This is a genomic window from Roseospira navarrensis (assembly GCF_009601025.1).
In the GTDB taxonomy this organism is placed as follows: Bacteria; Pseudomonadota; Alphaproteobacteria; order Rhodospirillales; family Rhodospirillaceae; genus Rhodospira; species Rhodospira navarrensis.
On record NZ_WIVE01000054.1, the window covers coordinates 1 to 23,982 of the forward strand.

The window sequence follows — 23,982 nt, forward strand, 5'->3', positions numbered from 1 at the left end:
CCGGATCGCGGATCACGATGACAACGGGCAAAGACCCCATCCTGAGACGATCACACGATCCGGTGCGGGGCCCCGGGTGGCCACCCGGGGCCCCGCAACCCGGCATCTCCACAATGCCACAAATCAAACAGACAATCCTGAGCGCCCGAACGGCGCGAAGGATCTCGTGATGGGGCACGAACCATGACACCCCTGTCATCTGGATTCGGAGCCCTGGTCCAGGCGGGTGCCCCTTTGTGTTTCGGTCCGGCGCGCACTAACGTGATCGTGGACCCGTTCACCAGAGGACCGCCCCATGCCTGGTATTGATCCGTCCCTGCCCTTCCTGCCCGTCCGCATCGCCGTGCTGACCGTGTCGGACTCCCGCACCCTGGAGGACGACCGCAGCGGCGACACCCTGGTGTCCCGCCTGGAGGCGGCCGGCCATGTCCTGGCGGCCCGGGCCATCGTGGAGGACGACGCCGACCGCATCGCCGAGCGGCTGCGGTCCTGGATCGACGATCCCGAGGTGGATGCGGTGATTTCGACGGGTGGGACCGGCGTCACCGGGCGCGACGTGACCCCCGAGGCCCTGGACCGGGTGCTGGAAAAGACCATCCCGGGCTTCGGCGAACTGTTCCGGATGCTCAGCTATCAGACCATCGGCACGTCCACGGTGCAGTCCCGGGCCATCGCCGGGGTGGCGCACGGGACGTATCTGTTCGCGCTGCCGGGCTCCACGGGGGCCTGCAAGGACGCCTGGGACGGTATTCTTGCCACCCAACTGGACAGCCGCTACCGGCCCTGCAATTTCGTGGAGCTGATGCCGCGCCTGCTGGAGCACCTGAAGGGCGGGACCGCGCCATGATCGCCCGGCCGCCGGCGCCGCCACCCCCTCCACCGCCGGTCCGGACGCCGGTGCTGCCGGTCACGGTGCTGCCGCAGCAACGCCTGCTGCTCCAGCTTGTCGCCATGTCGGGGGATATCGGGATCACCGGCGTGGCGCCCTCGTCCATCCTGTGGCGCACGTTGGTGGAGTGCGTGGAGCGCAACTGGGTGGAGTCGCGCGAGATCAGCCCCGGCGTTCACAAGGTGACGCTGAAGCCGGAGGGCCGCCGCATCGCCCGCGCGCCCGAGACGGGCGCCCCCCGGGTGGGGTGATCCCCAGGGCTCCGAATCCAGATGACAGAGGTGTCATGGTTCGTGCCCCATCACGAGATCCTTCGCGCCCTTAGGGCACTCAGGATGACAATATCTATTAAAAGTGTGTCATCCTGAGAGAGCCCCCGCGACCATCGTTCCGATGGTCGCGCTCCTTTGCGGCGACGCGCAGCGTCGCCGGGGGCGACCGAAGGATCTCGGGAGGTAGGTTCGACCCCAACGGCGTCACAGAACGGTAATCCGGGTTCGGAGCCCTGGTATGATCCCGGACCGTCTTGGGCTCACCCGTCCTCGCCGGGTGGCTCCACCTTGGGGGCGTACATCGCGAACACCTCCGGCCCCGTCATCGTCGGGGTGTCGTTGGCGAAGGCGTAGCCCGCCGGCTTTTCGTCGATGAAGATCTGGCTGGTCATGGCGAACCCGTCCTGGTCGTCGAATGCGCCCAGGGCCAGCACCGTTTCGCCGGTCGGGATCAGGAAATAGAACAGGCTGCTGCCGCAGCGGCCGCAGAAGCAGCGCTCCGCCCACTCCGACGAGCGATAGCGGACGATGTGCTCTTCGCCCTGCCACGTGATGGGGGCGGGGCAGTGCACGGCCAGCATGGGACTGCCGATCCAGCGCCGGCACATGGAGCAGTGGCAGGCCGAGAACTCGGCCGCCTCAAGGGCCACGGAAAACCGCACGGCCCCGCACAGACAGCCGCCGGTGCGGGCGGTCCCGGATGTGGCGTCGGTCATGATCTCGCCTCCCTATCCCTTCCGGCTGTTCCAGGCCACGGAATACAGGTCGAATCGCCGGTCGCGCAGGTTCTGCACGGTGCCGCTCTGACGGGCGGCGGCCAGGTCCTCCATGCGCAGGTCGGCGAAGGCGACCATCTCCACGTTCGGTGTGGTGTCGGCCGCGATGCCGTCGCGCGCGAACGGCATGTCGCACGGCGTCAGGATACAGCTCTGGGCGTACTGGATGTCCATGTTCTCGACGTTGGGCAGGTTGCCCACGTTGCCGGACAGCACGACGTAGCACTGGTTTTCCACCGCCCGCGCCTGCGCGCAATACCGCACGCGCAGATAACTCTGCCGCTCGTCGGTGCAGAAGGGCACGAACAGGATCTGCGCCCCCTGGTCCACCAGATGGCGGGCCATTTCCGGGAACTCGCTGTCGTAGCAGATCATCACGCCGATGGGACCGCAGTCGGTCATGATGGTCTGGGCGGCCGCGCCGCCCTCGATGTTCCACCAGAAGCGTTCGTTGGGCGTGGGGTGGATCTTGACCTGCTGGTGCACCGAGCCGTCGCGAAGACACACGTAGCAGATGTTCAGGATCTTGCCGTCCTCGCCCATGGTCGGGTGCGAGCCGCCGATGATGTTGATGTTGTAGCTGACGGCGAGTCGGCTCAGCAGCTCCTTCAGGGGCTCGGTGTAGCGGGTCAGGGTGGCGATGGCGTCCGACGCCGGGATGCGCTGGTTCTCGATCGACAGAAGCTGCAGCGTGAACAGCTCGGGGAACACCACGAAGTCGGAGCGGTAGTCCGCGACCACGTCCACGAAGTATTCGATGTTGTGGCCGAACTCCTCGAACGAGCGCACGCGGCGCTGCTGGTACTGCACGATGGAGACGCGCACGGTGCGCTGGGAATAGCGCGAGCGCGCCGTGCGGCCGCCGCTTTGTTGGCCGCTGTACTTGGGATTGCGCCACACCAGATGGGCGGCGTAGCCAAGGGATTCCTTGTCGGAGGGCAGGTAGTTCTCCAGCACCCCGATGGGCTCGAACCCGTTGCGCATCTGGAAGGACAGCACGGGGTCGCGCATCTTGCGGTCGCGCACCGCCTGCACGTAGGCCTCGGCCGAGCCCACCTTCTTGATTCGGCGCTGCAGGGCCGGCAGGCGGCCGCCGAACACGATGCCCTTCAGGCCCAGCCGCTGGCACAGCGCCTTGCGCTGGGAGTAGAGACGCTGGCCGATGCGGAAGCCCTGGAACGCCGGATCGACGAAGACTTCCATGCCGTACAGCCAGTCGCCTTCGGCATCGTGACGGGCGGCGAGCCCGCCGCCGGTGATCTCGGTCCAGGTGTGGGGGGCGAAGGCCGCGGCCTCGGCGATGCGGAAGGTGGCGCAGTAGCCCACCACCTCGCCCTCGTAGACGGCGACGAACTGGCCCTCGGCGAAGTGCTGCTGGTGGGCCCGCAGGGCGGCGGGGCTGTAGGGCGCCACATCCGGATACACCCGGCGACACAGGCCGCGCACGGAATCGATATCCTCGGCGGCGGCCTGCCGCACGATCAGGCGCGGCTTTTGCTCGTCGGCGGCGGGGCTGGTGTCGTCGGCGGCCATCAAGGCGCCTCCATGGTCGTGGGAATCAGGGGGGCGGGCAGCCCAAAGCAAAGGACCCCCGCGCGGGGGGTCCAGTGCCTTGGCGGTTCGGGGCGGGTCTAGCGGGCGCGGCGGCTCACCAGACGCCAGGCCAGCGGCAGCACGGCCGCGGCCAGCGCGATCTTCAGCGCCGCGCCCAGCAGGAACGGCATGACGCCGGCGGTCCAGGCGGCCTCGGCGCCGATCAGCGTGGACAGGTAGGCGAAGCCCAGGCCGAAGATCAGGGCCGTGCCCAGGGTCATGCCCGCCAGGGTGCCGCCGATGGAGCGGTCCCAGCCGCGCTCGGCCAGCCAGCCCAGGACCATGGCGGAGGCCATGAAGCCCATCAGGTAGCCGCCGGTGGGGCCCATCATGTAGGCGAGGCCGATGCCGCGCTCCGGCGTGTTGGCGAACACGGGCAGGCCCATGGCGCCCTCGGCCAGATAGAGCGCGACGGTCGCCCCGCCCAGCTTCCAGCCGTAGGCGGCGCCGATGACCAGCACCGCGAAGGTCTGCATGGTCATGGGGACCGGCCACATGGGGATCTGAACCTTCGCCGACAGGGTCAGCAGCAGGCTGCCGGCCACCGCCAGCAGCACCGCCCGCAGGGCCGGGCTGAGGGCGCCGTCGGAGCGGGCGCCGGTCGGCCACAGGGCCTGGGCCAGGGTGTTGTGTGTCAGGGTCGCCGTGGTCATGGGGTCTCTCTCTCCACCTGGGGCCCGGTTTGCTCCAGGCCGGTTGTCCGCGACCGGCGGAGCCGGTGTGCTGGCAGCGGATGGTAGTCAGTCTGGCGGAAACCCGCAAGCGCGCGCGCAGGGCGGGCAGGGCAACGGCTTCGGGTTAACATGACGGTCTGTTCCGCGCCGCCTGAGCAGGCCTCTCGAGATCCCTCGTCTCGCTTCGCTCACTCGGGATGACACCCTAAAATTATAGGATGTCATCCTGAAGCCGCGACGCGGCTGAAGGACCTCGAGCGCAGGTCTCCGACCCCCTGCAAAGACCTGGAAGAGCGATCCCGTTAACCTGAGCCCGTCGCCCTGCCAGGGCGGGCAGGGCAATCGGATGAAGCCGCGTTTGGCGAAAAATGCGAGACCGCGTCGGGCGGGTTCGCGCCGAAGGCGCACCCCGCCGTCTTGCGGCCGTGCGGTGGAGTGCCCCCGCCGCGTTTCCCTGTCGGGAAACGGGCGGGGTCGAATCCACCCTACGGTGTCGCGCACCCGCCCGGACCGTTTTCATCTCGCTCCATTGGGCGAAACGGTCCGGACGGGGCTGCAAGCCCCGTCCGGCGCACGCGAGTTGGGCGCGCGAAACACCCCCGTGACATGTAGGGCGCACTCGACCGACGCGAAGCGTCGGGCAGTGCGCCGCGTGCGGGACCGAATCCGGCGGATGGCCCCGCGGCGCGGGTCGAATCCGCCCTGCACCCCGTCTTTACACCCACACGCCCTATGACCCGATGGCCCTGCAAGGCCCCGGCGTTGCGCCATGGCGCCGTCATGTCCCGGGCAGGTCTTCGCCCGCGCTTTCCCGCGCCTCGGTCTCGCAGAACATTTCCACCTGCCATTCCATTTCGGCTTCGCGCAGGGGAAAGGCCCCGGACTCCGGGTGCGGCGACAGGATCTCGTCCGGCGGAACCCCGGCCAGCCAGCCCTGCAACGCCGTGGCGGTCTCGGCGGAGAGGCCGGCTTTCCAGGCCAGCGAAGCCATGCCCTTGGCGCTCGCCGTGCGCACCGCCGCCGCCACCGCCAGCGGCGAGACCCCCGCCAGCGCGGCCACGACGGCGATGGCGCGCACGCGGTCGCCGGTGGCCATCGTGCCGCGCAGCATCTCGGCGCCGGCCCCCGCGCCGACGGACTCCAGTTCGTCGCGGACCTGGGCGGCGATTCGGATCAGGTCCTCCCGCCAGTTCGGGCCGTAGTCGATCAGGCTGTTGCCGTCGCCCTCGCGACCCAGGCGGCGGCGCACCTCCGAGGCCACCGCCATCGCGTCCCCGGGCGCAAGGTCCCGACGCAGCATGAGCGCCTGAACCAGGGTGTCCGAGACGAACATGGCCAGCCGCCGCCCGGCGTCGGCATGCAGCCGGGGCCGCGCGACCAGCGGGGCGTGCCACGCGGGGACCGCGCCCGCGCGGTCGATCAGGCAGTCCAGCGTTTCTTCGCGAATCTGCGCCCCCTGGTTGGCGAGCATGTCGGTGATGGCCGGAATGTCGTCGCTGGCGGCGATGGCGTCGGTGACCGGCTCGGCCAGTCCGGCGGGACGGCGGGCGATGGCGCCCAGCGCGCCGTCGGTCGGCGGGGCGTGGATGATCTCCAGCAGGTCCTGGTCCGAGAGCACCGGGCTGAAGGTCAGCACCGGGGCGGAGACGGCGATCTCCACGTCCCGCGCGAGCCGTCGAATCACCGGCCCCGGGGCGTCGGCCAGGTCCTTCAGCAGTTCGGACAGCAGGGCGCGCACCCGGGGGATCTGGTCGCGGGCCAGCCGGGACAGCACGTCGTGGACCTGCCGGTGGACGCGGTCCTGCTCGCCCTCGGACAGGCCGGGCGCCAGCTCGGTGATCCGCTCGACCAGGGTCAGGCGGACATCGGGGTCGGTGTCGTCCGAAAGCAGCAGGTAGGCCTTGATGGGCGCGGCCGCGTTGCCGGCGATATTGCGGCGCACCTGTGCGTCCGAATCCTCCGCAAGGTAGTAGAGCACCTCGGGCCGCACGTCGGTGCGCCGCGCCAGCTCGCGCCGCACGGTCACGTCGTCGTGCGCGGCCAGGGTGCGGCTCTCCTCATAGGTCAGGGCGGCGTCCTGGCCCGCCTCGAACAGACGCCGCAGCAGATCGGTCATGGCCCCGGCTCCCCGAGGCAGGCCGTGCCCCCCGCGCCGGCCTGACAGAGGTGGAAGCGCCCCTTGCCGGACTGCTTGGCCGTGTACATGGCCGAATCGGCCCGGGCGCAGAACGCCTCCAGAGACTCGGTCAGGCCGGGCCCGGTGACGGCGATGCCGATGGACATGGCGAGCGGCGCCTCGGTGCTGGCGCTGAGCGCCCCGAGCATGACGCTGCCGTTCAGGAAGTCGTTGGCCTTTTGGCAGGCGACGGTGTCGTCCGCGTCCTCCAGCCAGACCGCGAACTCGTCGCCGCCCAGGCGTCCCACCAGATCGGTGGGCCGGATGTGGGTGCGCAGGATGTCGGCCAGCATCACCAGCACCTGATCGCCCCGGGCATGGCCATGGAGGTCGTTGACCAGCTTGAAGTTGTCCAGGTCCACGTACATCAGGGCGGCCGGCCGTTGCGAGCGTTCCAGCCGCCGCATGCGGCGCTCGGCATCCTGCATGAAGGCGCGCCGGTTCATCAGGCCGGTCAGCGAATCCGTGCGCGACATGTCGATGACGGTTTCATAGCGGGCGATCTGCTCGTTGGCGATGCCCACCTGGCCGGCGACATCCAGGATCAGCATGCGGTCGTCGGGGGTCCAGCCGCCGCGCTCGCGCAGGCGCCACAGCACCAGCGCGCCGTTGGGCTGCTGCCGGTAGCTGGTGCCGATGACCACCAGCGCGTGGTCGTCCACCTGGCCTTCCCAGCTCGCCGGACTGCCCCCCCGGTCCCGCAGGTCGCCGCCGAGGGCCCGGGTCAGGGCCGCCAGGGGCGGCGGCGTGGGGGGCAGGCCGAACTGGCCGCCGACGATCAGGTCCTCGCAGGGCCCCTGGTCGGAGAGCGCCGCCACGTCGATGGTGTGGCCGGGGATGGGGCGGCGCAGGATCTGGCAGGCGGCGGCCCCCACGCCCAGCGCCAGGGCCTCGGCCGCCACGGTCAGCATGGTTTCCACGTCCACCTGGTCGCGGAAGGTGCGCACCACATGGCTGCGGACGCGGTCGCGTTCCTGCGCCCGGCGCAGGGCCAGATCCCGGACGTGCTGTTCGGTGATGTCCCGGCAGATGCCGCGCGCTCCGATCCAGCCGCCGTGCGGGTCGCTCATGGGCATGGCCGAGGCCAGCAGCCGCACCCGCCGGCCGCGCCGGTCGCGCGCCCACAGTTCCAGGTCCCGCACGCGGCGCTGGGCCTGGAACAGGGTCTCGCCGGCGGCCCGCGCGCTGTCGTCGAGCAGGTCCAGGGGATCGCCGCCGACCATGTCGCGGGCCTCGCGGCCCAGCGCGCCGGGGGGCGAGACGAACACCAGCCGTCCGTCCGGGCCGGTCTCCCACGAGAAGTCGCTGGACAGCGCCACGAAGTCCTTGAACCGCGCCCGGCTCTCGGTCAGCGCCGCCTGGAGCGAGGAGTCCAGCGAGGTGTCGCGGGCCAGGGCGGCCACCCGGTCCCCCTCCGCCGCCGGCAGCAGCAGGATGTCCAGGCTGTCCGGCCCGTCGGGCAGGCCCGCGCCGCGCACGAGCCGTGTGACGGGTGCGCCCCGGGCGAGGCATTCGCGCACGCCGACGCGCAGATCCTCCAGGCCCGGATGCGCGAACAGGATCGCCAGGCACCGGCCGGGGTCATTGTGTTCCAGCACCTGCCCCGTGGCGTCCAGCAGGGCCGCCGGGCCCGCGTGGGCCAGCACGGTCTCCAACGCGAACGTGCCGGAGCCCCCCGGGTCCCGCCGGGGCGCGATGAGATCCTCGTCCTGGGGCCGCGATGGATGCACGGTTGGTTTCGATCCCAGATGGCCCGTCCTGACGGTGAAGGGCGGGGATCAGACCTCCGGTCCGCCCGGCCCGACGCCGCAGTATGCAGCCTTCCCGCCGCAAAGGCACGATCCGATTGTGATCGGGCCGATTGTGATCCGGGCGCCGCGCGGCGGGTGAGTCACGCGCCCCCGCCGGTCGTATCAGGCCAGGTCCAGGTCGGCCAGCACCTCGGCCAGCGTGTCGGGCCAGGGGCGGGCCCGCAGGCCGAAGGTCTCGGCAAGGCGCGTGCAGTCCAGCACCGCGTTCGCCGGCCGCCGCGCCGGGGTGGGGTAGTCCGCGGTCGGGATCGGATGCACCGGCGGACGCCGGCCGGTGCGCGCCGCCTGCGTGGCCACGATGGCCTCGGCGAAGGCGTGCCAGGTGGTCGGCCCGGCCCCCGCGAAATGATAGGTGCCGAAGGCGTCCTCGCGGCGCTCCAGCACGATCTGGCGGGCGATCTCCACCAGCACCCGGGCGATCTCGTGGGCGGCGGTGGGACAGCCGTGCTGGTCGGCGACGACGCGCAACGCGGGCTTTTCGGCGGCCAGCCGCAGCATGGTCTTGACGAAGTTCCTGCCGTGGGCGCTGAACACCCAGGCGGTGCGCAGGATCACGTGACGCGGGCACTCGGCCCGGACCGCGACCTCGCCCGCCAGCTTGGAGCGGCCGTAAGCGCCCAGGGGGGCAACCGGATCGGTCTCGGAATAGGCTCCGGCCCTGGCGCCGTCGAACACGTAGTCCGTGGAGACGTGGACCAGCGGGATGCCCCGGTCGGCGCAGGCCATGGCCAGGGCGCGCGGGCCGTCGCCGTTCACGCGGGTGGCGAGGTCCTCTTCCTCCTCCGCCGTGTCCACGGCGGTATAGGCGGCGGCGTTGATGACCAGAGCGAAGCTGCCGTCGCGCACCACCCGGGCCGCGCCCTCGGGATCCGCCAGGTCCAGGGTCTCGCGCCCGACCACGACCGGCGCCAGACCCTCGGGCCAGGGCACGCGGGCCAGTTCGGTGCCCACCTGTCCGGTGGCGCCGGTGACGAGAACGCGCGCCGTCATTTGCTCACCCCCAGGCGCTGGCCGGCGTAGACCCCGGCGCGTAGCGGCTGCCACCAGGCTTCGTTGTCCAGATACCATTCGATGGTCTGGCGGATGCCGCTGGTGAAGTCGTGGACCGGCGCCCAGCCCAGCTCGCGCTTGATCCTGGTGGCGTCGATGGCATAGCGGAAGTCGTGGCCCGGCCGGTCCGTCACGAAGGTGATGAGGTCGCGGCGCGGCTGGTCGGCCGGGCGCAGCGCATCCAGCGTGTCGCAGATGGTTTCCACCACCTCCAGATTGCGGCGCTCGCTGTCGCCACCCACGTTGTAGCTCTCGCCGACACGGCCTTTGGTCAGGATGGTCCAGAGGGCGCGGGCGTGGTCCTCCACGTGCAGCCAGTCGCGCACGTTCTCACCCCGGCCGTAGACCGGCAGCGGCGTGCCGTCGAGCCCGTTCAGGATCATCAGCGGGATCAGCTTTTCGGGGAACTGGCGCGGCCCGTAGTTGTTCGAGCAGTTGGACGCCACCACCGGCAGTCCGTAGGTGTGATGCCACGCCCGCACCAGATGATCCGATCCCGCCTTGGACGCTGAATAGGGGCTGTTGGGGGCGTAGGCGGTCTCCTCGGTGAACAGGCCGGTGGGGCCCAGGGTGCCGAAGACCTCATCGGTCGAGACGTGATGGAAGCGGAAGGCGGCCTGTCGGTCCGGCGTCATGCCCTTCCAGTGGGCCCGCGCGGCCTCCAGCAGTTGATAGGTGCCGACCACGTTGGTGTCGATGAAGGCGGCCGGCCCGTCGATGGAGCGGTCCACGTGGCTCTCGGCCGCCAGATGCATGACGGCGTCCGGGTCGTGCTCGGAAAACACCCGGGCCAGGGCGGCGGCGTCGCGGATGTCCACCGGCTCGAAGGCGTAGCGGGGATCGTCGGCCCAGTCCGCCAGCGACGCCGGATTGGCGGCGTAGGTCAGGCAGTCCACGTTGACCACGCGGGCGTCGGTGGTCTCCAGCACATGACGGATGACGGCCGATCCGATGAATCCGCAGCCGCCGGTGATGAGAACCTTCACGGTGTGTGCCCCCTTTTTTCCCGGTCGCGACGGACCCGGTCCCCCGCCGATATAGCGAACCGCCCCGGGACCTGTCATGCGTTTTCAAGGTTGTAACCCGACCCGGCGGGGCTTACACCGGCGTGCGTTTGGACCGGCCAGCGCGCGGCGGAGGATGGATGATGGAGATCGAGGCCCTGGACATTCCCGAGGTGCGGATCCTCAAGCCCCGCAAGTTCGGCGATCATCGCGGCTTCTTCTCCGAGACGTACAACAAGAACGCATTGGCCGAGGCCGGGATCCATCTCGATTTCGTGCAGGACAACCACTCCCTGTCGGCGACGCCGGGCACCCTGCGCGGTCTGCACTTCCAGACCCCGCCCATGGCGCAGGACAAGCTCGTGCGCGTGGTCAGGGGGGCGGTGTGGGACGTGGCGGTGGACATCCGCGCGGGCTCGCCCACCTATGGCCGCTGGGTGGGCGCCGAGATCAGCGCGGCGGCGTGGAACCAGATCCTGGTGCCGGCCGGATTCGCGCACGGTTTCCTGACCCTGACCCCGGACACCGAGGTGGAATACAAGGTCACGGCCTTCTATGCGCCGGACTGCGACAAGGGCCTCGCCTGGGACGATCCGGATCTGGCCATCGACTGGCCGCTGCCCGCCGGGCTGGACCGCCCGGTGCTGTCCGAAAAGGACGCCCGCCAGCCCCGGCTTCGCGACGGCCCGGCTTGGTTCACCGCCGGCTGACCCCAGGCTCGCCGCCAATCCGGGGCGCAGGGATGATTTTTCTTGCGCCCGCGAAGGAGCTTTCGTACATTTGTGATGGATCGGGTGCTTCTCACCCGGTGCTAGTCTCTCCCTGACACAGACGTCCCGGTCATCTTGTGACGCCGCTCCTGGCGAACGCGGGGCCTTGTGATTTCCCGTTTCCATGGAACGGGCAACCGTTTCCGAGAACCGGCGTACGATGACCGCCGCCATCCAGCCGGCGCGATTCGGAGAGCCGGCATATCCGTGACCGCCCGTCCGCGCCTGTCCCGGCTCCGGCCTGGGGAGCCTCCTCCTCCGGGGGCTCCGGCCTCCCTGGGTTCGACGATCACGCGCCGACACCCTGCGTCGGCACCCTGCGTCGGCACCCTGCGTCGGCACCCTGCGTCGGCACTGGGGCGACCCGTCCCCGAGCCTCCGCGCGGCCCTCCGCTGACCCAGCGGCCCCCGCGACCGGGTCTCCGGTGCCGGCTTCTCCCGATGTCTCTTCCCGTTCGAGTGTCGAGAACACAATGCATCTTCAGGATCTGAAAAAGAAATCTCCCAAGGACCTCTTGGCGTTCGCCGAGGAACTGGAGATCGAGAACGCGAGCACACTGCGTCGCCAGGAAATGATGTTCGCCATCCTCAAGCAACTGGCGGACAACGACACCGCCATTTTCGGCGAGGGTGTCCTTGAAATCCTGCAGGACGGCTTCGGCTTCCTGCGCTCGCCCGAGGCGAACTACCTGCCCGGGCCCGACGACATCTATGTGTCGCCCAGCCAGATCCGCCGCTTCTCGCTGCGCACCGGCGACACGGTGGAGGGGCAGATCCGCGCCCCCAAGGACGGCGAGCGCTACTTCGCGCTCCTCAAGGTCAACAAGATCAACTTCGAGGAGCCGGATCAGGTCCGCCACCGGATCAACTTCGACAACCTGACCCCGCTCTATCCCGAAGAGAAGCTGACCCTCGAAATCGAGAACCCGACCCGCAAGGAATACACCACCCGGGTCATCGATCTGGTCACCCCGCTGGGCAAGGGGCAGCGCGCGCTCATCACCGCGCCGCCGCGCACCGGCAAGACCATGATGCTGCAGAACATCGCCCACGCGATCTCGGCCAACCACCCCGACGTTTACCTGATGGTGCTGCTCATCGACGAGCGCCCGGAAGAGGTGACGGACATGGACCGCTCGGTGCGGGGCGAGGTGGTCAGTTCCACCTTCGACGAGCCGGCCAGCCGTCACGTCCAGGTCGCGGAAATGGTGATCGAGAAGGCCAAGCGCCTGGTCGAACACAAGCGCGACGTGGTCATCCTGCTGGACTCCATCACCCGCCTGGCGCGCGCCTACAACACCGTGGTGCCCAGCTCCGGCAAGGTGCTGACCGGCGGCGTGGACGCCAACGCCCTGCAACGGCCCAAGCGCTTCTTCGGCGCCGCGCGCAACATCGAGGAAGGCGGCTCGCTGACCGTCATCGCCACCGCGCTGATCGACACCGGCTCGCGCATGGACGAAGTGATCTTCGAAGAGTTCAAGGGCACCGGCAACTCGGAAATCATCCTGGACCGCAAGCTGGCCGACCGGCGCGTGTTCCCCAGCATCGACATTTCCCGCTCGGGCACCCGCAAGGAGGAACTGCTGGTCCCCAAGGGAACGCTGTCCAAGATGTGGGTGCTGCGCCGCATCCTCATGCCCATGGGCGTGCAGGATGCGATGGAATTCCTGATGGGCAAGCTGAAGGACACGAAGAACAACGCCGATTTCTTCGATTCCATGAACAGCTAGCGCCGGTTTTCCATACGCGCCCGACCCCCATCCGGCCCCGGCCGGTCGGATGGGCCGGCAGGGCAACGGGCTCAGGTTCACGCGATCGCTCTCGCAGGTCTTCGCAGCGGATCGGAGACCCACGCTCGAGATCCTTCAGCCGCTTCGCGGCTTCAGGATGACATCCTATCGTTTTAGTCTGTCATCCCGAGTGAGCGAAGCGAGACGAGGGATCTCGAGAGGCCTGCTCTGACAGCGCGGACCGTGCCGTCATGGTAACCTGAGCCCGTTGCCCTGGATGGGCCGGGTCATGTCTCCACGGCCATGCTAGACTGAGACCAACGGTCCTCGTCAGATGCTGGTGGTCTCAGACCAAAAAGGCACGGCGTTGTCCTGAGGGAGCGGAGCGACCGAAGGATCTCGGGCCGGGACGGGCATGGGCCGGCCCGAGGGCACCCGGCCGCCCCAGATCCTTCGCCGCGTTCAGCGGCTCGGGATGACACGAAAAGAGGGGCGAGAGTCCGACCTTCTCACCGCTGGGCTCGAACCAACGGCATCTGACGAGGACCGGGAGAGGCCCTGACCCGGAGGGGCCTGCCAACCGGAGGGGGACCGCGTGGAACGGGTGACCATATCGCTGGACGACGACCTGCTGGCCGCCTTCGATGCGCTGGGGCGCCGCCGGGGCTACACCAATCGGTCGGAGGCGATCCGCGATATCCTGCGCGACGTCCTGGACCGCCAGCGGCTGGAGGACGTGCCCGAAACGCCCTGCTTCGCCTGCCTCGTCTATGTCTACGACCACACCCGGCGTGATCTGGCGAGCCGGCTGGTCACCACCCACCACGGCCGGCACGACCTCAGCATCGCCACGCTGCACGTCCACATCGACCATGACCACTGCATGGAATCGGTGATGCTGCGCGGCCCGGCGCGGGACATCCGGGCGTTCGCCGACTCGGTCCTGGCCCAGCCGGGCGTCTGGTCCGGCGCCCTGCACCTGGTGCCCGAGGCGCCAAAACCCGCCGCCGCGCCGCTAGCCGACGCCTGACCCTCCCCCGAACCGCCCGGCGATCAGCCGGAACAGGGCGTCCAGACCGTGGGCCGCGCCGCCCTCGGGCCGGCCGGGCCGCGAGGACGGCGCCCACGCGAACAGGTCCAGGTGCGCCCACGGGGTCTCCGGCGACACGAACTCGGCCAGGAACAGCCCGGCGGTGATCGCCCCGGCGAAGGGGCTGGTGCCGGTGCTGGACAGGTCGGCCACCGAGCTGTCGAGCATCCTGCGATAGGACGCGTGCAGGGGCAGCCGCCACAGCGGCTCGTCGGCCTCGGTGCCGGCCGCCAGCAGGTCCGCCGCCAGGGTGTCGTCGCGGGTCAACAGGGCCGGGATGTCCGGTCCCAGGGCGACCCGGGCCGCGCCGGTCAGGGTCGCCATGTCCAGCAGCAGGGCCGGGCTCTCCCGGTCCGCCTCGGCCAGGGCATCGGCGAGCACCAGCCGACCCTCGGCGTCGGTGTTGCCGACCTCGACGGTCAGGCCCTTGCGGGTCTCCAGCACATCCAGCGGACGAAAGGCCGACCCGGACAGCATGTTCTCCACCGCCGGGATCAGCACCCGCAGGCGGATCGGCAGCCCCGCGTCCATCAGGGCGTGGGCGAGACCCAGGGCATGAGCCGCCCCGCCCATGTCCTTCTTCATCAGGCGCATGCCGGCCGACGGCTTGATGTCCAGGCCGCCGGAATCGAACACCACGCCCTTGCCCACCAGGGTGACGCGCGGGTGATCCTCGCGCCCCCAGCGCAGGTCGATCAGGCGCGGCGGCCGCGCACTGCCCCGCCCGACGGCATGGACGGCCGGCCAGCCCTCGGGCAGCAGGGCATCCCCCACGATCTCGTGGAAGGCGGCGCCGTGGTGGTCGGCCATGGCGCGCGCGACACCGGCCAGCTCCGCCGGTCCCAGGTCGGACGCCGGGGTGTTCACCAGATCGCGGACCAGCGCGACGGCCGCCACCCGGCGGCGCACCGCCGCCCGGTCCACGCCGGCGGGCCAGATCAGCGCCGGCCGCGCCGCCTCCTGCGGCGCGGAGCGGTAGCGGTCGAAGCGATAGCCCGCCAGCGCCCAGGCCTCGGTGATCGCGGTGGCGCGGTCGGCGGGAGTCTCCGTCGGCAGCGCATACGTCCCCGGCGGCAGGCGCTCCGGCAGCGGGGCGGCGGCCCAGCGGTCGGTCCCGTCTCCCAGCCCCGCCAGCACCCCGGCCACGGTCCCGTCCGGGCCGGGCACCGGGCAGGTGCTGCCGACGGCGGCCGAAAAGCCGCTGGCCCGCACCCAGGCGGCCCCGGCCGCATCCCGTTCCGCGAGCCAGGTCTCCAGGCCCTCGCGGGTCAGGGGCGTCAGGGGGATCGGGGGGCCCTCCGCCCCGTCCTCGACCAGAGTGTCCAGGCAGGGCGGGTCGGGGCGGAACAGGGCGGCGTCGGACATGGAGGGGACCTTCTGGCGCGGGTCTGGAGCGTGCGGGCATCCGTCAGGGCAGATAGCCCTCATCCTCGTAGTACCGCTGCGCGCCCGGATGCAAGGGAATGCCGGTGCCGTGCGGCGCCTTGGCGGGCGTCATGGTGCCGGCGACCACGTCGTCCTGGAACTGCGCGCGCACGTTGGGATGCCACAGGCCGCGCACGACGCCATAGGCCATGTCGGTGTCCATGGCGTCGGTGGCCACCAGCACCGCGCCCACCGACAGCGTGGGCACGGCGCGCGGCACGCCCGTGTACAGACCGCCCGGCACCACGCCCTGGGTCAGATAGGGTTGGGTGTCGGCCATCGTCCGGACGACCGGGCCGGACAGCCCGATCAGCCGCACCGGCACGCTGCGCGCCAGGGCCGCGACCACGGGCACGGGCGCCGAGCCGATGAAGAAGAAGGCGTCGATCTCACCGGCCGCCAGCAGGTCGGCCGCCGGGCCCGGCTTGTCGTAGACCGGCAGGATATCCACCTCGGTCAGGCCGTGGGCCGCCAGCAGCAGGCGGGCGTCCACCAGCGTTCCCGATCCCAGCTCACCCATCGCGATGCGGCGCTGGCGCAGGTCTTCGACGCGCTCGATATCGCCGTCCGCGCGGACCACCAGGTGGATCTTTTCCTCGTACAGGCGCGCCAGCGCGAGCAGGCCGGGCATGGGGCCGGTATCCTCGAACGCCGCCGAGCCCGTCCGCGCCCAGTAGGCCACGTCGGCCTGACACAGCGCCATGTCCACCGCGCCGCTGCGCAGCAGCCCGACATTGTCCACCGACCCGCCGGTGGACTGGGCGACGGCGATCAGCCCCGGCACGCCGCAACTGCCGCCGCGCTCGCAGGGGCGGGCGCCGGGCGGGCGGCTGATGGCGCTGGCGATCAGCCCGCCGATGGGGAAGTAGGTGCCGGCCGTCGAGCCCGTGCCGATGCGCATGAAGCGCATGCCGATGGCGGTGTTCGGGTCCTGGGCCTGCGCCGGCCCCGCCGTGCTTCCGGCGCCGGGGCGCAGGCCGATGGCGCCGACGGCGAGCAGGCCGCCACCCAGGCGCAGGGCACGGCCGAGGATGTCGCGCCGCGTCGGCCGCGCCTCCGATGCCGTGTCCTCCCCATCCATCCTCGTCATGCCTCGCGAGCCCCGTGTCTGGATCGCCCATCTCTGGACCTGACGCGCCGCGGCGTCACATCCGACCCGTTCGCATCAGTGTGACACGATGCCCGGGAATGTGGGCTGTTTTCGGGCGGATCCAGGGCGTTACGACACTATCATGCACCGGGTTGCTTTCGGGTCACGGTCCCGCCGCCCGTCGCCATCGCCACCCCGGCGACCGCGACCGCCATGCCCGCCAGGGCCAGGCCGCCCAGCTTCTCGTCGAACAGCGCCCAGGCGATCAGGGCGGTGACCGGCGGCACCAGATAGAACAGGCTGGCCACCCGCGCCGCCTCGCCCAGGCGGATCAACGCCATCAGCAGCGTGACCGCGCCCACCGACAGCACCACCACCAGCCACGCCAGCCCGAAGATGAAGCCGGGCGTCCAGTCGATGGTGGTGTCCTCGCCGGTCAGCCAGACCATCAGCGCCATCAGCACCATGGCCGCGCCGAACTGGAAGACGGCGCCGGTGCGCGCGTCCAGGCCGCCGCAGAAGCGTTTCTGATAGAGCGTCCCGGCCGAGATCCCCACGAGGGCGAACAGGCAGGCCGCCACGGCGGGCCAGCCGAAGCCCTCGAACAGGGTGGCCCCGGCGGGGGCCAGCTTCTCGCCCAGCACCATGACCACGCCCACCAGCCCCAGGCCGAGCCCGGCCCACTGGCGGGCCGAGACCCGCTCGCCCAGCAGGGGACCGGCCGCGACGGCGATCAACAGCGGCTGCAGCCCGACGATCAGCGAGGCGAGGCCCGCCGGCATGCCCCACGCGATGCCCACGAACACGCCGCCCAGATAGGCCCCGTGCAGCAGCAGCCCCGTGACGGCGGCATGGCCGGCCAGGATCGGGGTGGCGGGCCAGGGCGCGCGGCTCCACCAGATCACCGGCAGGAACAGCAGCACCGTGATGGCGAAGCGGAGGCCCAGCACGGTCAGCGGCTGGGCGTGGGGCAGCACGAAGCGCGCGCCGATGAAGCCCGTGCTCCACAGCAGCACGAACATCGCCGGCAAGGCGGCGATCAGGGCGGAGCGGGACGGCACGGGCAGGGACATGACGGGCGGGATCCGGACTCAGGCGGCCAAAAGGGCCGGCATCATGCGGCATCCGGCCCGCCGGGAGAAGGGGGCGGGTGGCGCGGAAGATCCATCGAGTCATGGAGGAGGCGCAGGACATCGAGCGTTCGCGTCTCCGCCGCCACCCGGAACAGCACCACGTGCCGGCCCTTCCGCCCACCCCGTGCGATGTGAAGGGTGAGCACGCCCGGCCCGATGTCCTCGCGCGGGCGGACGCCAAGCGTGGCGGGACCGCCTTCGAGCGCCCGCAGCGCCCGCTCCACCATCGCTGCATACCGGCGGGCCTGCTCTGTTCCGAAGCGGTTCAGGGTCCAATCCAGGATCGCGTCCATATCGCGCCGGGCATCGGCGGACAGCCGGACGGCCCAGGGTAAGGCGGGGTCCGTCACCGGGACGCCACCCGGCCCTGCGCCGCGGCGGCCTGCCGCTCCTCCTCGGCGCGGATGCGCTGGTCGGCGATGTCGGCGAAATAGTCCGCCATCGCCTCCGCGCTCTCGAATTCCGTATAGCGTCCGGCCTCGATGTCGCGGATGCCGACGGCGGCCGCCTCGCGCAGGGCCTCCAGGCGGGCGGCGTGTTCGGCGTCGCGGGTCTCGATCAGGCGCAGGCCGTCACGAAGGACCTCGCTGGCGTTCTGGTAACGGCCGGAGGCCACGAGCCGCTCGATCAGCGCGGCCTGATGGTCGGTGAGCACGACGTTGCGGGTGGGCATGGCGGGGGCTCCCGGGGTGGGACGTGAGGTCGGTCCGTTGGCAGATGATGCCATTAAGCCGTGGGCTCTGGCCAGCGCCGGCACCGGACTGTTCTGCATTCGGCAACGTTGAAGGGGTATCCAGGACCAGGCGGCGCGCCCACCTGAACGGGAACGGCGCACCGCGCGCCCTCGGACCGCAACGGAGAGACCCATGGGACTGTTGATCGACGGCGAATGGCATGACCAGTGGTACGACACCAGCCGCACCGGCGGCCGGTTCGTCCGCCAGGAGAGCGCGTTCCGCGACCGTGTCAGCGCGGACGGCTCCACGCCTCACCCCGCGGAGCCCGGGCGCTATCACCTGTATGTCTCGCTCGCCTGCCCCTGGGCGCACCGCACCCTGATCGCGCGGGTCCTCAAGGGGCTGGAGGATGTCATTTCGGTGTCGGTGGTCGATCCGCTGATGCTGGAAAACGGCTGGGAACTGCCCGAGGGCGCCGATCCGATCCATGACGCCCGGTTCCTGCATCAGGTCTACACCGCCGCCCGCCCGGACTACACGGGGCGGGTCACGGTGCCGGTGCTCTGGGACCGGGTGGCCGGGACCATCGTCAACAACGAGAGCGCCGAACTCCTGCGCATGTTCAACGCGGATTTCGGCGCGCTGGCCTCCGGTCCCGATCTCTATCCGGCGCCGCTGCGCGACCGCATCGACGACATCAACGGCTGGGTCTACGACACGCTCAACAACGGGGTCTACAAGGCCGGGTTCGCCACCACCCAGGCGGCCTACGAGGAGGCCGTGACGGCCCTGTTCGACACCCTGGACCGGCTGGACGCCATCCTGGCCGGGCAACGCTATCTGGCCGGCGACGTCATCACCGAGGCCGACTGGCGCGCCTTCACCACCCTGGTGCGCTTCGATGCCGTCTACCACGGCCATTTCAAGTGCAACCTGCGGCGGATCGCGGATTATCCGCACCTCTCCGGCTATCTGCGCGAGCTGTACCAGGTGCCGGGCGTGGCCGCGACCGTCAACTTTGACCACATCAAGCGGCACTACTACGCCAGTCATCGCACCATCAATCCGACCGGCATCGTCCCGGCCGGGCCTGTGCTGGACCTGGACCGGCCCCACGGTCGCGAGCGCCTGCGGGCCGCCTGACCGGCGCGACCGCGCCGGCGGGCCGAAGGCCCGGAGCCGCGCGCCCCGAAGGGGCACTGCGGCGAGAAAACCATACGGACCGGCGCGACCGCGCCGGCGGGCCGAAGGCCCGGAGCCGCGCGCCTCGAAGGGGCGCTGCGGCGAGAAAACCATACGGACCGGCGCGACCGCGCCGGCGGGCCGAAGGCCCGGAGCCGCGCGCCTCGAAGGGGCGCTGCGGCGAGAACACCAAAGACTCATCACCATCGCTGCCGCGACGGGATCCCAACCCGGACGAGGCCGGATCATCGCCGATCGGGACCACAAGAGCGGACTCGTCACGGATGGCCCTGGCGCCTATAACGCGGGGCCGCTCTCCTCCTCCGCGCGCAAGGACCCTGCCCCATGACCGCCGACCCCGTCGCCGCGACCCCGTCCGACGCCCCGCACCCCCCGGGCGCGCCGCCCTATCCGCGTGTGACGCTGCGGGCGGGCCAGTCCAAACGGCTGCGGCGCGGCCATCCCTGGGTGTACTCCAACGAGGTGGAGATGACCCCGGAGGCGAAGGCCCTGCCGCCGGGGTCCGTGGTCACCGTCCGGGATGCGGGCGACGAGGCCCTGGCCACCGCGCTGTTCAACCCGCACTCGCTGATCGCGCTGCGCGTGCTGGATATGCATCCGGACGCGCCCGTGACCCTGAACCTGATCGCCGGCCGGCTGCGCCGCGCCCTGGCGCTGCGGGACCGGCTGGTGGACGGCCCCTTCTCCCGGCTGGTCCACGCCGAGGCGGACGGTCTGCCCGGGCTGGTGATCGACCGCTTCGGCGACCACTGCGTGGTCCAGGCCAACAGCGCGGGTATGGACCGGCTGCTGCCGGTGGTGCTGGCGGCGCTGGATGCGGTCATCGGTCCGGCCGGGGTGGTCATCCGCGACGACACCGGCGGCCGCGTGCTGGAAGGGCTGCCGGCGGAGGGTCTGCGCGTGCACGGCACCGCGCCGGACGGCCCGGTTCCCGTGCGGCAGAACGGGGTGACCTACCGCGCCGACCTGACCGGCGGCCAGAAGACCGGCTGGTTCTATGACCAGCGCGACAACCACGCCCTGGTCGCCCGGCTGTCCCGGGGACAGACGGTGCTGGATGTGTTCAGCCACGCCGGCGGCTTCGGCCTGGCCTGTGCGGCGGCGGGGGCGTCACGGGTGCTGTGCGTGGATTCGGCCGCGCCCGCCCTGGCGCTGGCCGCGCAGGGGGCCACCGAGTCCGGCCTTGCGGATCGTGTGGAGACCCGGCAGGGCGACGCCTTCGCCACCCTGGCCGCGCTGGCCAAGGAGGGCGCGCGCTTCGGCGTCGTGGTCTGCGATCCGCCCAGCTTCGTGAAGTCGCGCAAGGACCTGGCCACCGGCGCCAAGGGCTACCGCAAGATGGCGCGCCTTGCCGCGCCGCTGGTGGAGCCGGGCGGGCTGCTGTTCGCCGCCTCGTGCTCGCACAACATGCCGGCAGACCGCTTCCTGTCGGAGATCGTGCACGGCCTCTCGCAGGCCGGGCGAAACGGGCGCGTTCTGGCTCGCACCGGAGCCGCGCCGGACCATCCGTTGCACCCGGCCTTGCCCGAGTCCGACTACCTCAAGGGCGTTCTGCTGGCGTTGGACTGAGACCAACGGCAGGAGGCGATGACCGTCAGGACGGGCGCCACGAAAAAAGGGTCATCACGGAATTCCGGGGACCAGAAGGGGCCCCTCTGGCGTCGCGCTTCGAGCCTGAACCCCCTCCCAACCTCCCCCATGAATGGGGGAGGCGTTCCGGTCCACGAGGCGCCCACGGGACTCCCTCCCCATGGAATGGGGAGGGTGGGGAGGGGTTGTCTCGGGTGGTCGCGCCGCTCCAGAAACCACGCGACCCCGATGATCCGTGATGACCCAAAAAAGTGCGTCGTCCTGAGGGAGCGAAGCGACCGAAGGATCTCGGGCCGGGGCGTGCCTGGGCCGGCCGGGAGTCACCCGGCCTCCCGAGGTCCTTCGCCGCTTTCAGCGGCTCAGGATGACCCGAGAGGGCGAGAGTCGCCCTCTGACGCGCCCTCTCCGAGCACGCGCTCAGGGGCGGCCGTTGACGCTCCGGGCCTCGCTAGCTCACCAGGCCGTCGCAATCGAACCCGGCGTCCTCGACGGCGCCGGCGATGACCTCCTGGGGGACCGCCCCGGCCACGGTGACCGTGCCGGCCTCCAGGTCCACGGTGACGGTCTCCACCTCGGGGGCGGCGGCCTTGATGGCGCTCTCGACCGAGCGGGCGCAGCCGCCACAGGTCATTCCGGATACGCGATAGGTGGCGGACATCGGAGGTCTCCTTTTCATGTCATCGCCCCCGCCGCTTCGCGGCGCAGGCGCGGTCCCGCCCGAACCCCGACGATGGGGAGTCCACGCGGGCGAAGCAAGAACAAGCCCGGTCCGGTCAAGGCTCCCAATCCAGATAACAGGGTCCTCGCGGTTCGGGCCGGAACACGAGATCCTTCGCATCCGGAGGGCGCTCAGGATGGCAAACTCTCTTTAAAATGAGTCATCAACTCAGTTTGTGGCGGGTTCGCCCACAGCAGTATGACACAACAGCAACCCGGGTCGGAGCCCTGCCGGTCCGCTCAGCGCCCGAACGGGGCGCGGTGGATCAGCCGGAACGGCGTCGTCCGGTCCGGCTGGTGGAACACGCACAGCCCGGTGACGGGCTCCGGCGCGCCCAGCACGGGCGCGAACAGGCCGGACAGCCCCTCCGCAACCACGCCGCGCTCGTCCGCATCCGCGATCGGGCCGGTCAGGGTCATGTGGAAGCGGAACGCATCCATCACGTAGGGATACCCCCAGCGCTCCAGAAGGATGGTCTGGGCGGCGGTCAGGCCGGCGGCGCGGCGGCGGGCCAGCTCCGCCGCATCGGGCGGGGCGCGGAAGGGGTCGAAAGTCTGCACGCAGGCCGCCGCCAGTTCGTCCAGGGCGGGGCAGGGGGCGGTGGGCACCAGGGCGAGGAACGGCCCCAGCCCGGCCACCCGCAGCGGCGGCAGCGAGACGGCCGCGCGGTCGGCGGCGAAGCCGTCCACGGCCGCCAGCAGGTCGTCCGCCGTGGTCCCGGCCGCCAGGGCGAAGGGCGCCTTCAGGGTGCCGTGAAAGCCGTAGAACCGGGGGCTCTCCGTCAGGGCCTCGGCGCGGGCCGCCGCCACGCCCGGCACGTCCGGCCGGGCGCGGGCCGTCCCCGTTTCGGCGTCCCGCCCCAGCCAAGCCGCCGCCCGGTCATCCAGCGCCGAGCCGGGCAGGGGCGCGTGATAGATCGCATAGCGGCCGCCCGCCTGTCCGCCCGCCTGTCCGCCCGGGGTGCTCAGCATACCCGCACCCCGTCCCGCCAGACGTGCCGCGCCATGGGGATGCCGTCCGCCAGATGGACCCGCACCATGTCCGCCTTCAGGCCCGGCGCGAGGCGTCCCCGGTCCGGCAGCCCGACCATGTCGGCCACGTTGGCGCTGACCAGGGCGACGCTCGCCGGCAGCGACAGGTCCGTCAGGTCGGTCAGCGCGAACGCCGCCTGCAGCAGGCTCGCCGGCACGTAGTCCGATGACAGGCCGTCCAGCACCCGGGCGCGCGCCAGCTCGATGGCCGAGACGTTGCCGGAATGCGAGCCGCCGCGCACCACGTTGGGCGCGCCCATGATGGTCTTCATGCCGGCCCCGTGGGCCTTGGTCGCGGCGTTGAACGTGGTCGGGAACTCGCTGATGGTTGCGCCCTCGCTCAGGGCCTCGTCCACGTGGGCTTCGGTGGTGTCGTCGTGGGTGGCGAGGATCAGGTCGGAGCGCTCCCGCACCAGCTCCAGGACCTGCAGGCGGTGGCGGTGGGCGAAGCGGGCCTGATCGGCCAGCCGCTCGCGCACGCGGGCCTCGAACTCGGCTTCCGTCCAGCCCTGGTCGCTGTCGAACTGGCGCAGCTTGGAGATGTCGGACCACTGCCGCTGGCCGGGGGTGTGGTCCATCAGCGAGACCAGCCGCACCAGCGGGTCGGCGCGGTAGGGCTCGAAGATCTCCACCACGCAGGGATCGGCGACCTCGCAGCGCAGGTGGAGCCAATGGTCGGCGCGCAACAGGCCCTCGGCGCGGGCGTGTTTCACGGCCGCGATCTCGTCGGTCAGCATCTGGCGGCGCAGGGAGCCGTCCGAATACTGGCCGCAGGCGATGGCGTCGAACACGGTGGTGATGCCGGCGGCGGCGATCTGGGCGTCATGGGCGACCACGGCGGCCACGGGCGACGGCCAGATGACCTTGGGCCGGGGCATGAGGTGGCGTTCCAGGTGGTCGGTGTGCATCTCCACCAGACCGGGCAGAAGGTAATCGCCCGCCAGGTCCAGCGCGCCCGGCGCGCCGGAGGGCCGGTCGTCGATGTCGGCGATGAGGCCGTCGCGCACCACCACGGTGCCGCCGGTCAGCACGTCGTCGCGGGTGACGACACGGGCGTTGGTCAGGATCAGGTCGGTGGCGCTGTTCATGAAAGGGGTCCGCGCGATCGGGGTGGGTCAAGAATTGGCCCCTTTGTCCGGGGGCGTTTCGCGGGCGTCAAGCGAAGCTTCCATGGAAAGCGGAGCGCCGCTCCGCCCCGGGGATTGAACCGTGCGTATGAGGAACCGGGCGGCCCCTCATATCGACAATAAGGTCAATACAATTTATATATGAATAATACT

At 70.8% G+C, this 23,982-nt stretch carries 22 protein-coding genes; 7 read left to right on the forward strand and 15 right to left on the reverse strand.

What is annotated here, in order from left to right; genetic code table 11:
• The first annotated feature begins 295 nt into the window (after nucleotides 1-295).
• Together moaB and GHC57_RS14545 are read left to right on the forward strand one after the other, a co-directional pair.
• Nucleotides 296-847 carry a molybdenum cofactor biosynthesis protein B gene (moaB, locus tag GHC57_RS14540; protein ID WP_153345512.1) on the forward strand — a complete coding sequence of 184 codons (552 nt, stop codon included), beginning with the start codon at nucleotides 296-298 and terminating at the stop codon, nucleotides 845-847.
• Nucleotides 844-1,140 (forward strand): hypothetical protein, encoded by a 297-nt coding sequence (locus GHC57_RS14545; RefSeq protein WP_153345514.1) that lies wholly within the window; start codon nucleotides 844-846, stop codon nucleotides 1,138-1,140. Before moaB ends, GHC57_RS14545 begins: the two co-directional genes overlap by 4 nt.
• Before the next feature lie 281 nt (nucleotides 1,141-1,421).
• Here the strand turns inward: GHC57_RS14545 and GHC57_RS14550 are convergent, their stop codons facing one another.
• The 7 genes from GHC57_RS14550 to rfbB form a co-directional block, all read right to left on the reverse strand.
• Nucleotides 1,422-1,877: a GFA family protein gene (locus GHC57_RS14550; protein WP_153345516.1), complete on the reverse strand. Its 456-nt coding sequence runs from the start codon at nucleotides 1,875-1,877 to the stop codon at nucleotides 1,422-1,424.
• Between the two features lie 12 nt (nucleotides 1,878-1,889).
• Nucleotides 1,890-3,470: a bifunctional GNAT family N-acetyltransferase/carbon-nitrogen hydrolase family protein gene (locus GHC57_RS14555; protein ID WP_153345518.1), complete on the reverse strand. Its 1,581-nt coding sequence runs from the start codon at nucleotides 3,468-3,470 to the stop codon at nucleotides 1,890-1,892.
• Nucleotides 3,471-3,568: 98 nt separating this feature from the next.
• Nucleotides 3,569-4,183, reverse strand: coding sequence for a biotin transporter BioY (locus tag GHC57_RS14560; RefSeq protein ID WP_153345520.1), 615 nt, complete (start codon nucleotides 4,181-4,183; stop codon nucleotides 3,569-3,571).
• A gap of 799 nt (nucleotides 4,184-4,982) precedes the next feature.
• Nucleotides 4,983-6,320 (reverse strand): DUF2336 domain-containing protein, encoded by a 1,338-nt coding sequence (locus GHC57_RS14565; RefSeq protein ID WP_153345521.1) that lies wholly within the window; start codon nucleotides 6,318-6,320, stop codon nucleotides 4,983-4,985.
• Complete coding sequence (locus GHC57_RS14570) at nucleotides 6,317-8,110, reverse strand: diguanylate cyclase (protein ID WP_153345523.1); 1,794 nt, start codon at nucleotides 8,108-8,110, stop codon at nucleotides 6,317-6,319. Before GHC57_RS14570 ends, GHC57_RS14565 begins: the two co-directional genes overlap by 4 nt.
• A gap of 183 nt (nucleotides 8,111-8,293) precedes the next feature.
• A complete protein-coding gene (gene rfbD / locus GHC57_RS14575; RefSeq protein ID WP_153345526.1) occupies nucleotides 8,294-9,181 on the reverse strand; it encodes a dTDP-4-dehydrorhamnose reductase in 888 nt (295 codons plus the stop codon).
• Complete coding sequence (gene rfbB / locus GHC57_RS14580; protein WP_343031185.1) at nucleotides 9,178-10,227, reverse strand: dTDP-glucose 4,6-dehydratase; 1,050 nt, start codon at nucleotides 10,225-10,227, stop codon at nucleotides 9,178-9,180. The genes rfbD and rfbB overlap by 4 nt, the downstream gene beginning before the upstream one ends.
• A 161-nt stretch (nucleotides 10,228-10,388) precedes the next feature.
• On the opposite strand from rfbB, the gene rfbC reads away from it, so the two are divergent.
• The 3 genes from rfbC to nikR all read left to right on the forward strand — a co-directional run bounded on the left by rfbC (nucleotide 10,389) and on the right by nikR (nucleotide 13,775).
• Nucleotides 10,389-10,955 carry a dTDP-4-dehydrorhamnose 3,5-epimerase gene (gene rfbC, locus GHC57_RS14585; RefSeq protein ID WP_153345577.1) on the forward strand — a complete coding sequence of 189 codons (567 nt, stop codon included), beginning with the start codon at nucleotides 10,389-10,391 and terminating at the stop codon, nucleotides 10,953-10,955.
• Between the two features lie 533 nt (nucleotides 10,956-11,488).
• On the forward strand, nucleotides 11,489-12,745 hold the full coding sequence (rho, locus tag GHC57_RS14590) for a transcription termination factor Rho (protein WP_153345544.1): 1,257 nt from the start codon (nucleotides 11,489-11,491) through the stop codon (nucleotides 12,743-12,745).
• A gap of 595 nt (nucleotides 12,746-13,340) precedes the next feature.
• Nucleotides 13,341-13,775, forward strand: a complete 435-nt coding sequence (gene nikR, locus GHC57_RS14595) for a nickel-responsive transcriptional regulator NikR (RefSeq protein WP_170294899.1) — start codon at nucleotides 13,341-13,343, stop codon at nucleotides 13,773-13,775.
• On the opposite strand, the gene GHC57_RS14600 is transcribed toward nikR, so the two are convergent.
• The 5 genes from GHC57_RS14600 to GHC57_RS14620 form a co-directional block, all read right to left on the reverse strand.
• Nucleotides 13,761-15,200 carry a leucyl aminopeptidase family protein gene (locus GHC57_RS14600; RefSeq protein ID WP_153345546.1) on the reverse strand — a complete coding sequence of 480 codons (1,440 nt, stop codon included), beginning with the start codon at nucleotides 15,198-15,200 and terminating at the stop codon, nucleotides 13,761-13,763. The genes nikR and GHC57_RS14600 overlap by 15 nt on opposite strands.
• A gap of 43 nt (nucleotides 15,201-15,243) precedes the next feature.
• Nucleotides 15,244-16,350, reverse strand: coding sequence for a TAXI family TRAP transporter solute-binding subunit (locus tag GHC57_RS14605; RefSeq protein WP_153345548.1), 1,107 nt, complete (start codon nucleotides 16,348-16,350; stop codon nucleotides 15,244-15,246).
• Nucleotides 16,351-16,490: 140 nt separating this feature from the next.
• Complete coding sequence (locus GHC57_RS14610) at nucleotides 16,491-17,423, reverse strand: DMT family transporter (RefSeq protein WP_153345550.1); 933 nt, start codon at nucleotides 17,421-17,423, stop codon at nucleotides 16,491-16,493.
• Nucleotides 17,424-17,464: 41 nt separating this feature from the next.
• Complete coding sequence (locus GHC57_RS14615; RefSeq protein WP_343031186.1) at nucleotides 17,465-17,833, reverse strand: type II toxin-antitoxin system RelE/ParE family toxin; 369 nt, start codon at nucleotides 17,831-17,833, stop codon at nucleotides 17,465-17,467.
• Complete coding sequence (locus GHC57_RS14620) at nucleotides 17,830-18,156, reverse strand: type II toxin-antitoxin system ParD family antitoxin (RefSeq protein ID WP_153345552.1); 327 nt, start codon at nucleotides 18,154-18,156, stop codon at nucleotides 17,830-17,832. Before GHC57_RS14620 ends, GHC57_RS14615 begins: the two co-directional genes overlap by 4 nt.
• Nucleotides 18,157-18,349: 193 nt before the next feature.
• Between GHC57_RS14620 and GHC57_RS14625 the strand changes: the two genes are divergently transcribed.
• On the forward strand, nucleotides 18,350-19,303 hold the full coding sequence (locus GHC57_RS14625) for a glutathione S-transferase family protein (RefSeq protein WP_153345555.1): 954 nt from the start codon (nucleotides 18,350-18,352) through the stop codon (nucleotides 19,301-19,303).
• Nucleotides 19,304-19,687: 384 nt separating this feature from the next.
• Nucleotides 19,688-20,932, forward strand: a complete 1,245-nt coding sequence (locus GHC57_RS14630) for a class I SAM-dependent rRNA methyltransferase (protein WP_153345557.1) — start codon at nucleotides 19,688-19,690, stop codon at nucleotides 20,930-20,932.
• 469 nt (nucleotides 20,933-21,401) lie between these two features.
• Here GHC57_RS14630 and GHC57_RS14635 read toward each other — a convergent pair whose 3' ends face one another.
• The 3 genes from GHC57_RS14635 to GHC57_RS14645 form a co-directional block, all read right to left on the reverse strand.
• Complete coding sequence (locus tag GHC57_RS14635) at nucleotides 21,402-21,611, reverse strand: heavy-metal-associated domain-containing protein (protein WP_153345559.1); 210 nt, start codon at nucleotides 21,609-21,611, stop codon at nucleotides 21,402-21,404.
• Between the two features lie 299 nt (nucleotides 21,612-21,910).
• Nucleotides 21,911-22,642, reverse strand: coding sequence for a DUF1045 domain-containing protein (locus GHC57_RS14640; protein ID WP_153345561.1), 732 nt, complete (start codon nucleotides 22,640-22,642; stop codon nucleotides 21,911-21,913).
• The gene (locus GHC57_RS14645; RefSeq protein ID WP_153345563.1) at nucleotides 22,636-23,790 is read right to left on the reverse strand and encodes an alpha-D-ribose 1-methylphosphonate 5-triphosphate diphosphatase; all 1,155 of its coding nucleotides are present in this window, start codon (nucleotides 23,788-23,790) and stop codon (nucleotides 22,636-22,638) included. Before GHC57_RS14645 ends, GHC57_RS14640 begins: the two co-directional genes overlap by 7 nt.
• Between the last annotated feature and the right edge of the window lie 192 nt (nucleotides 23,791-23,982).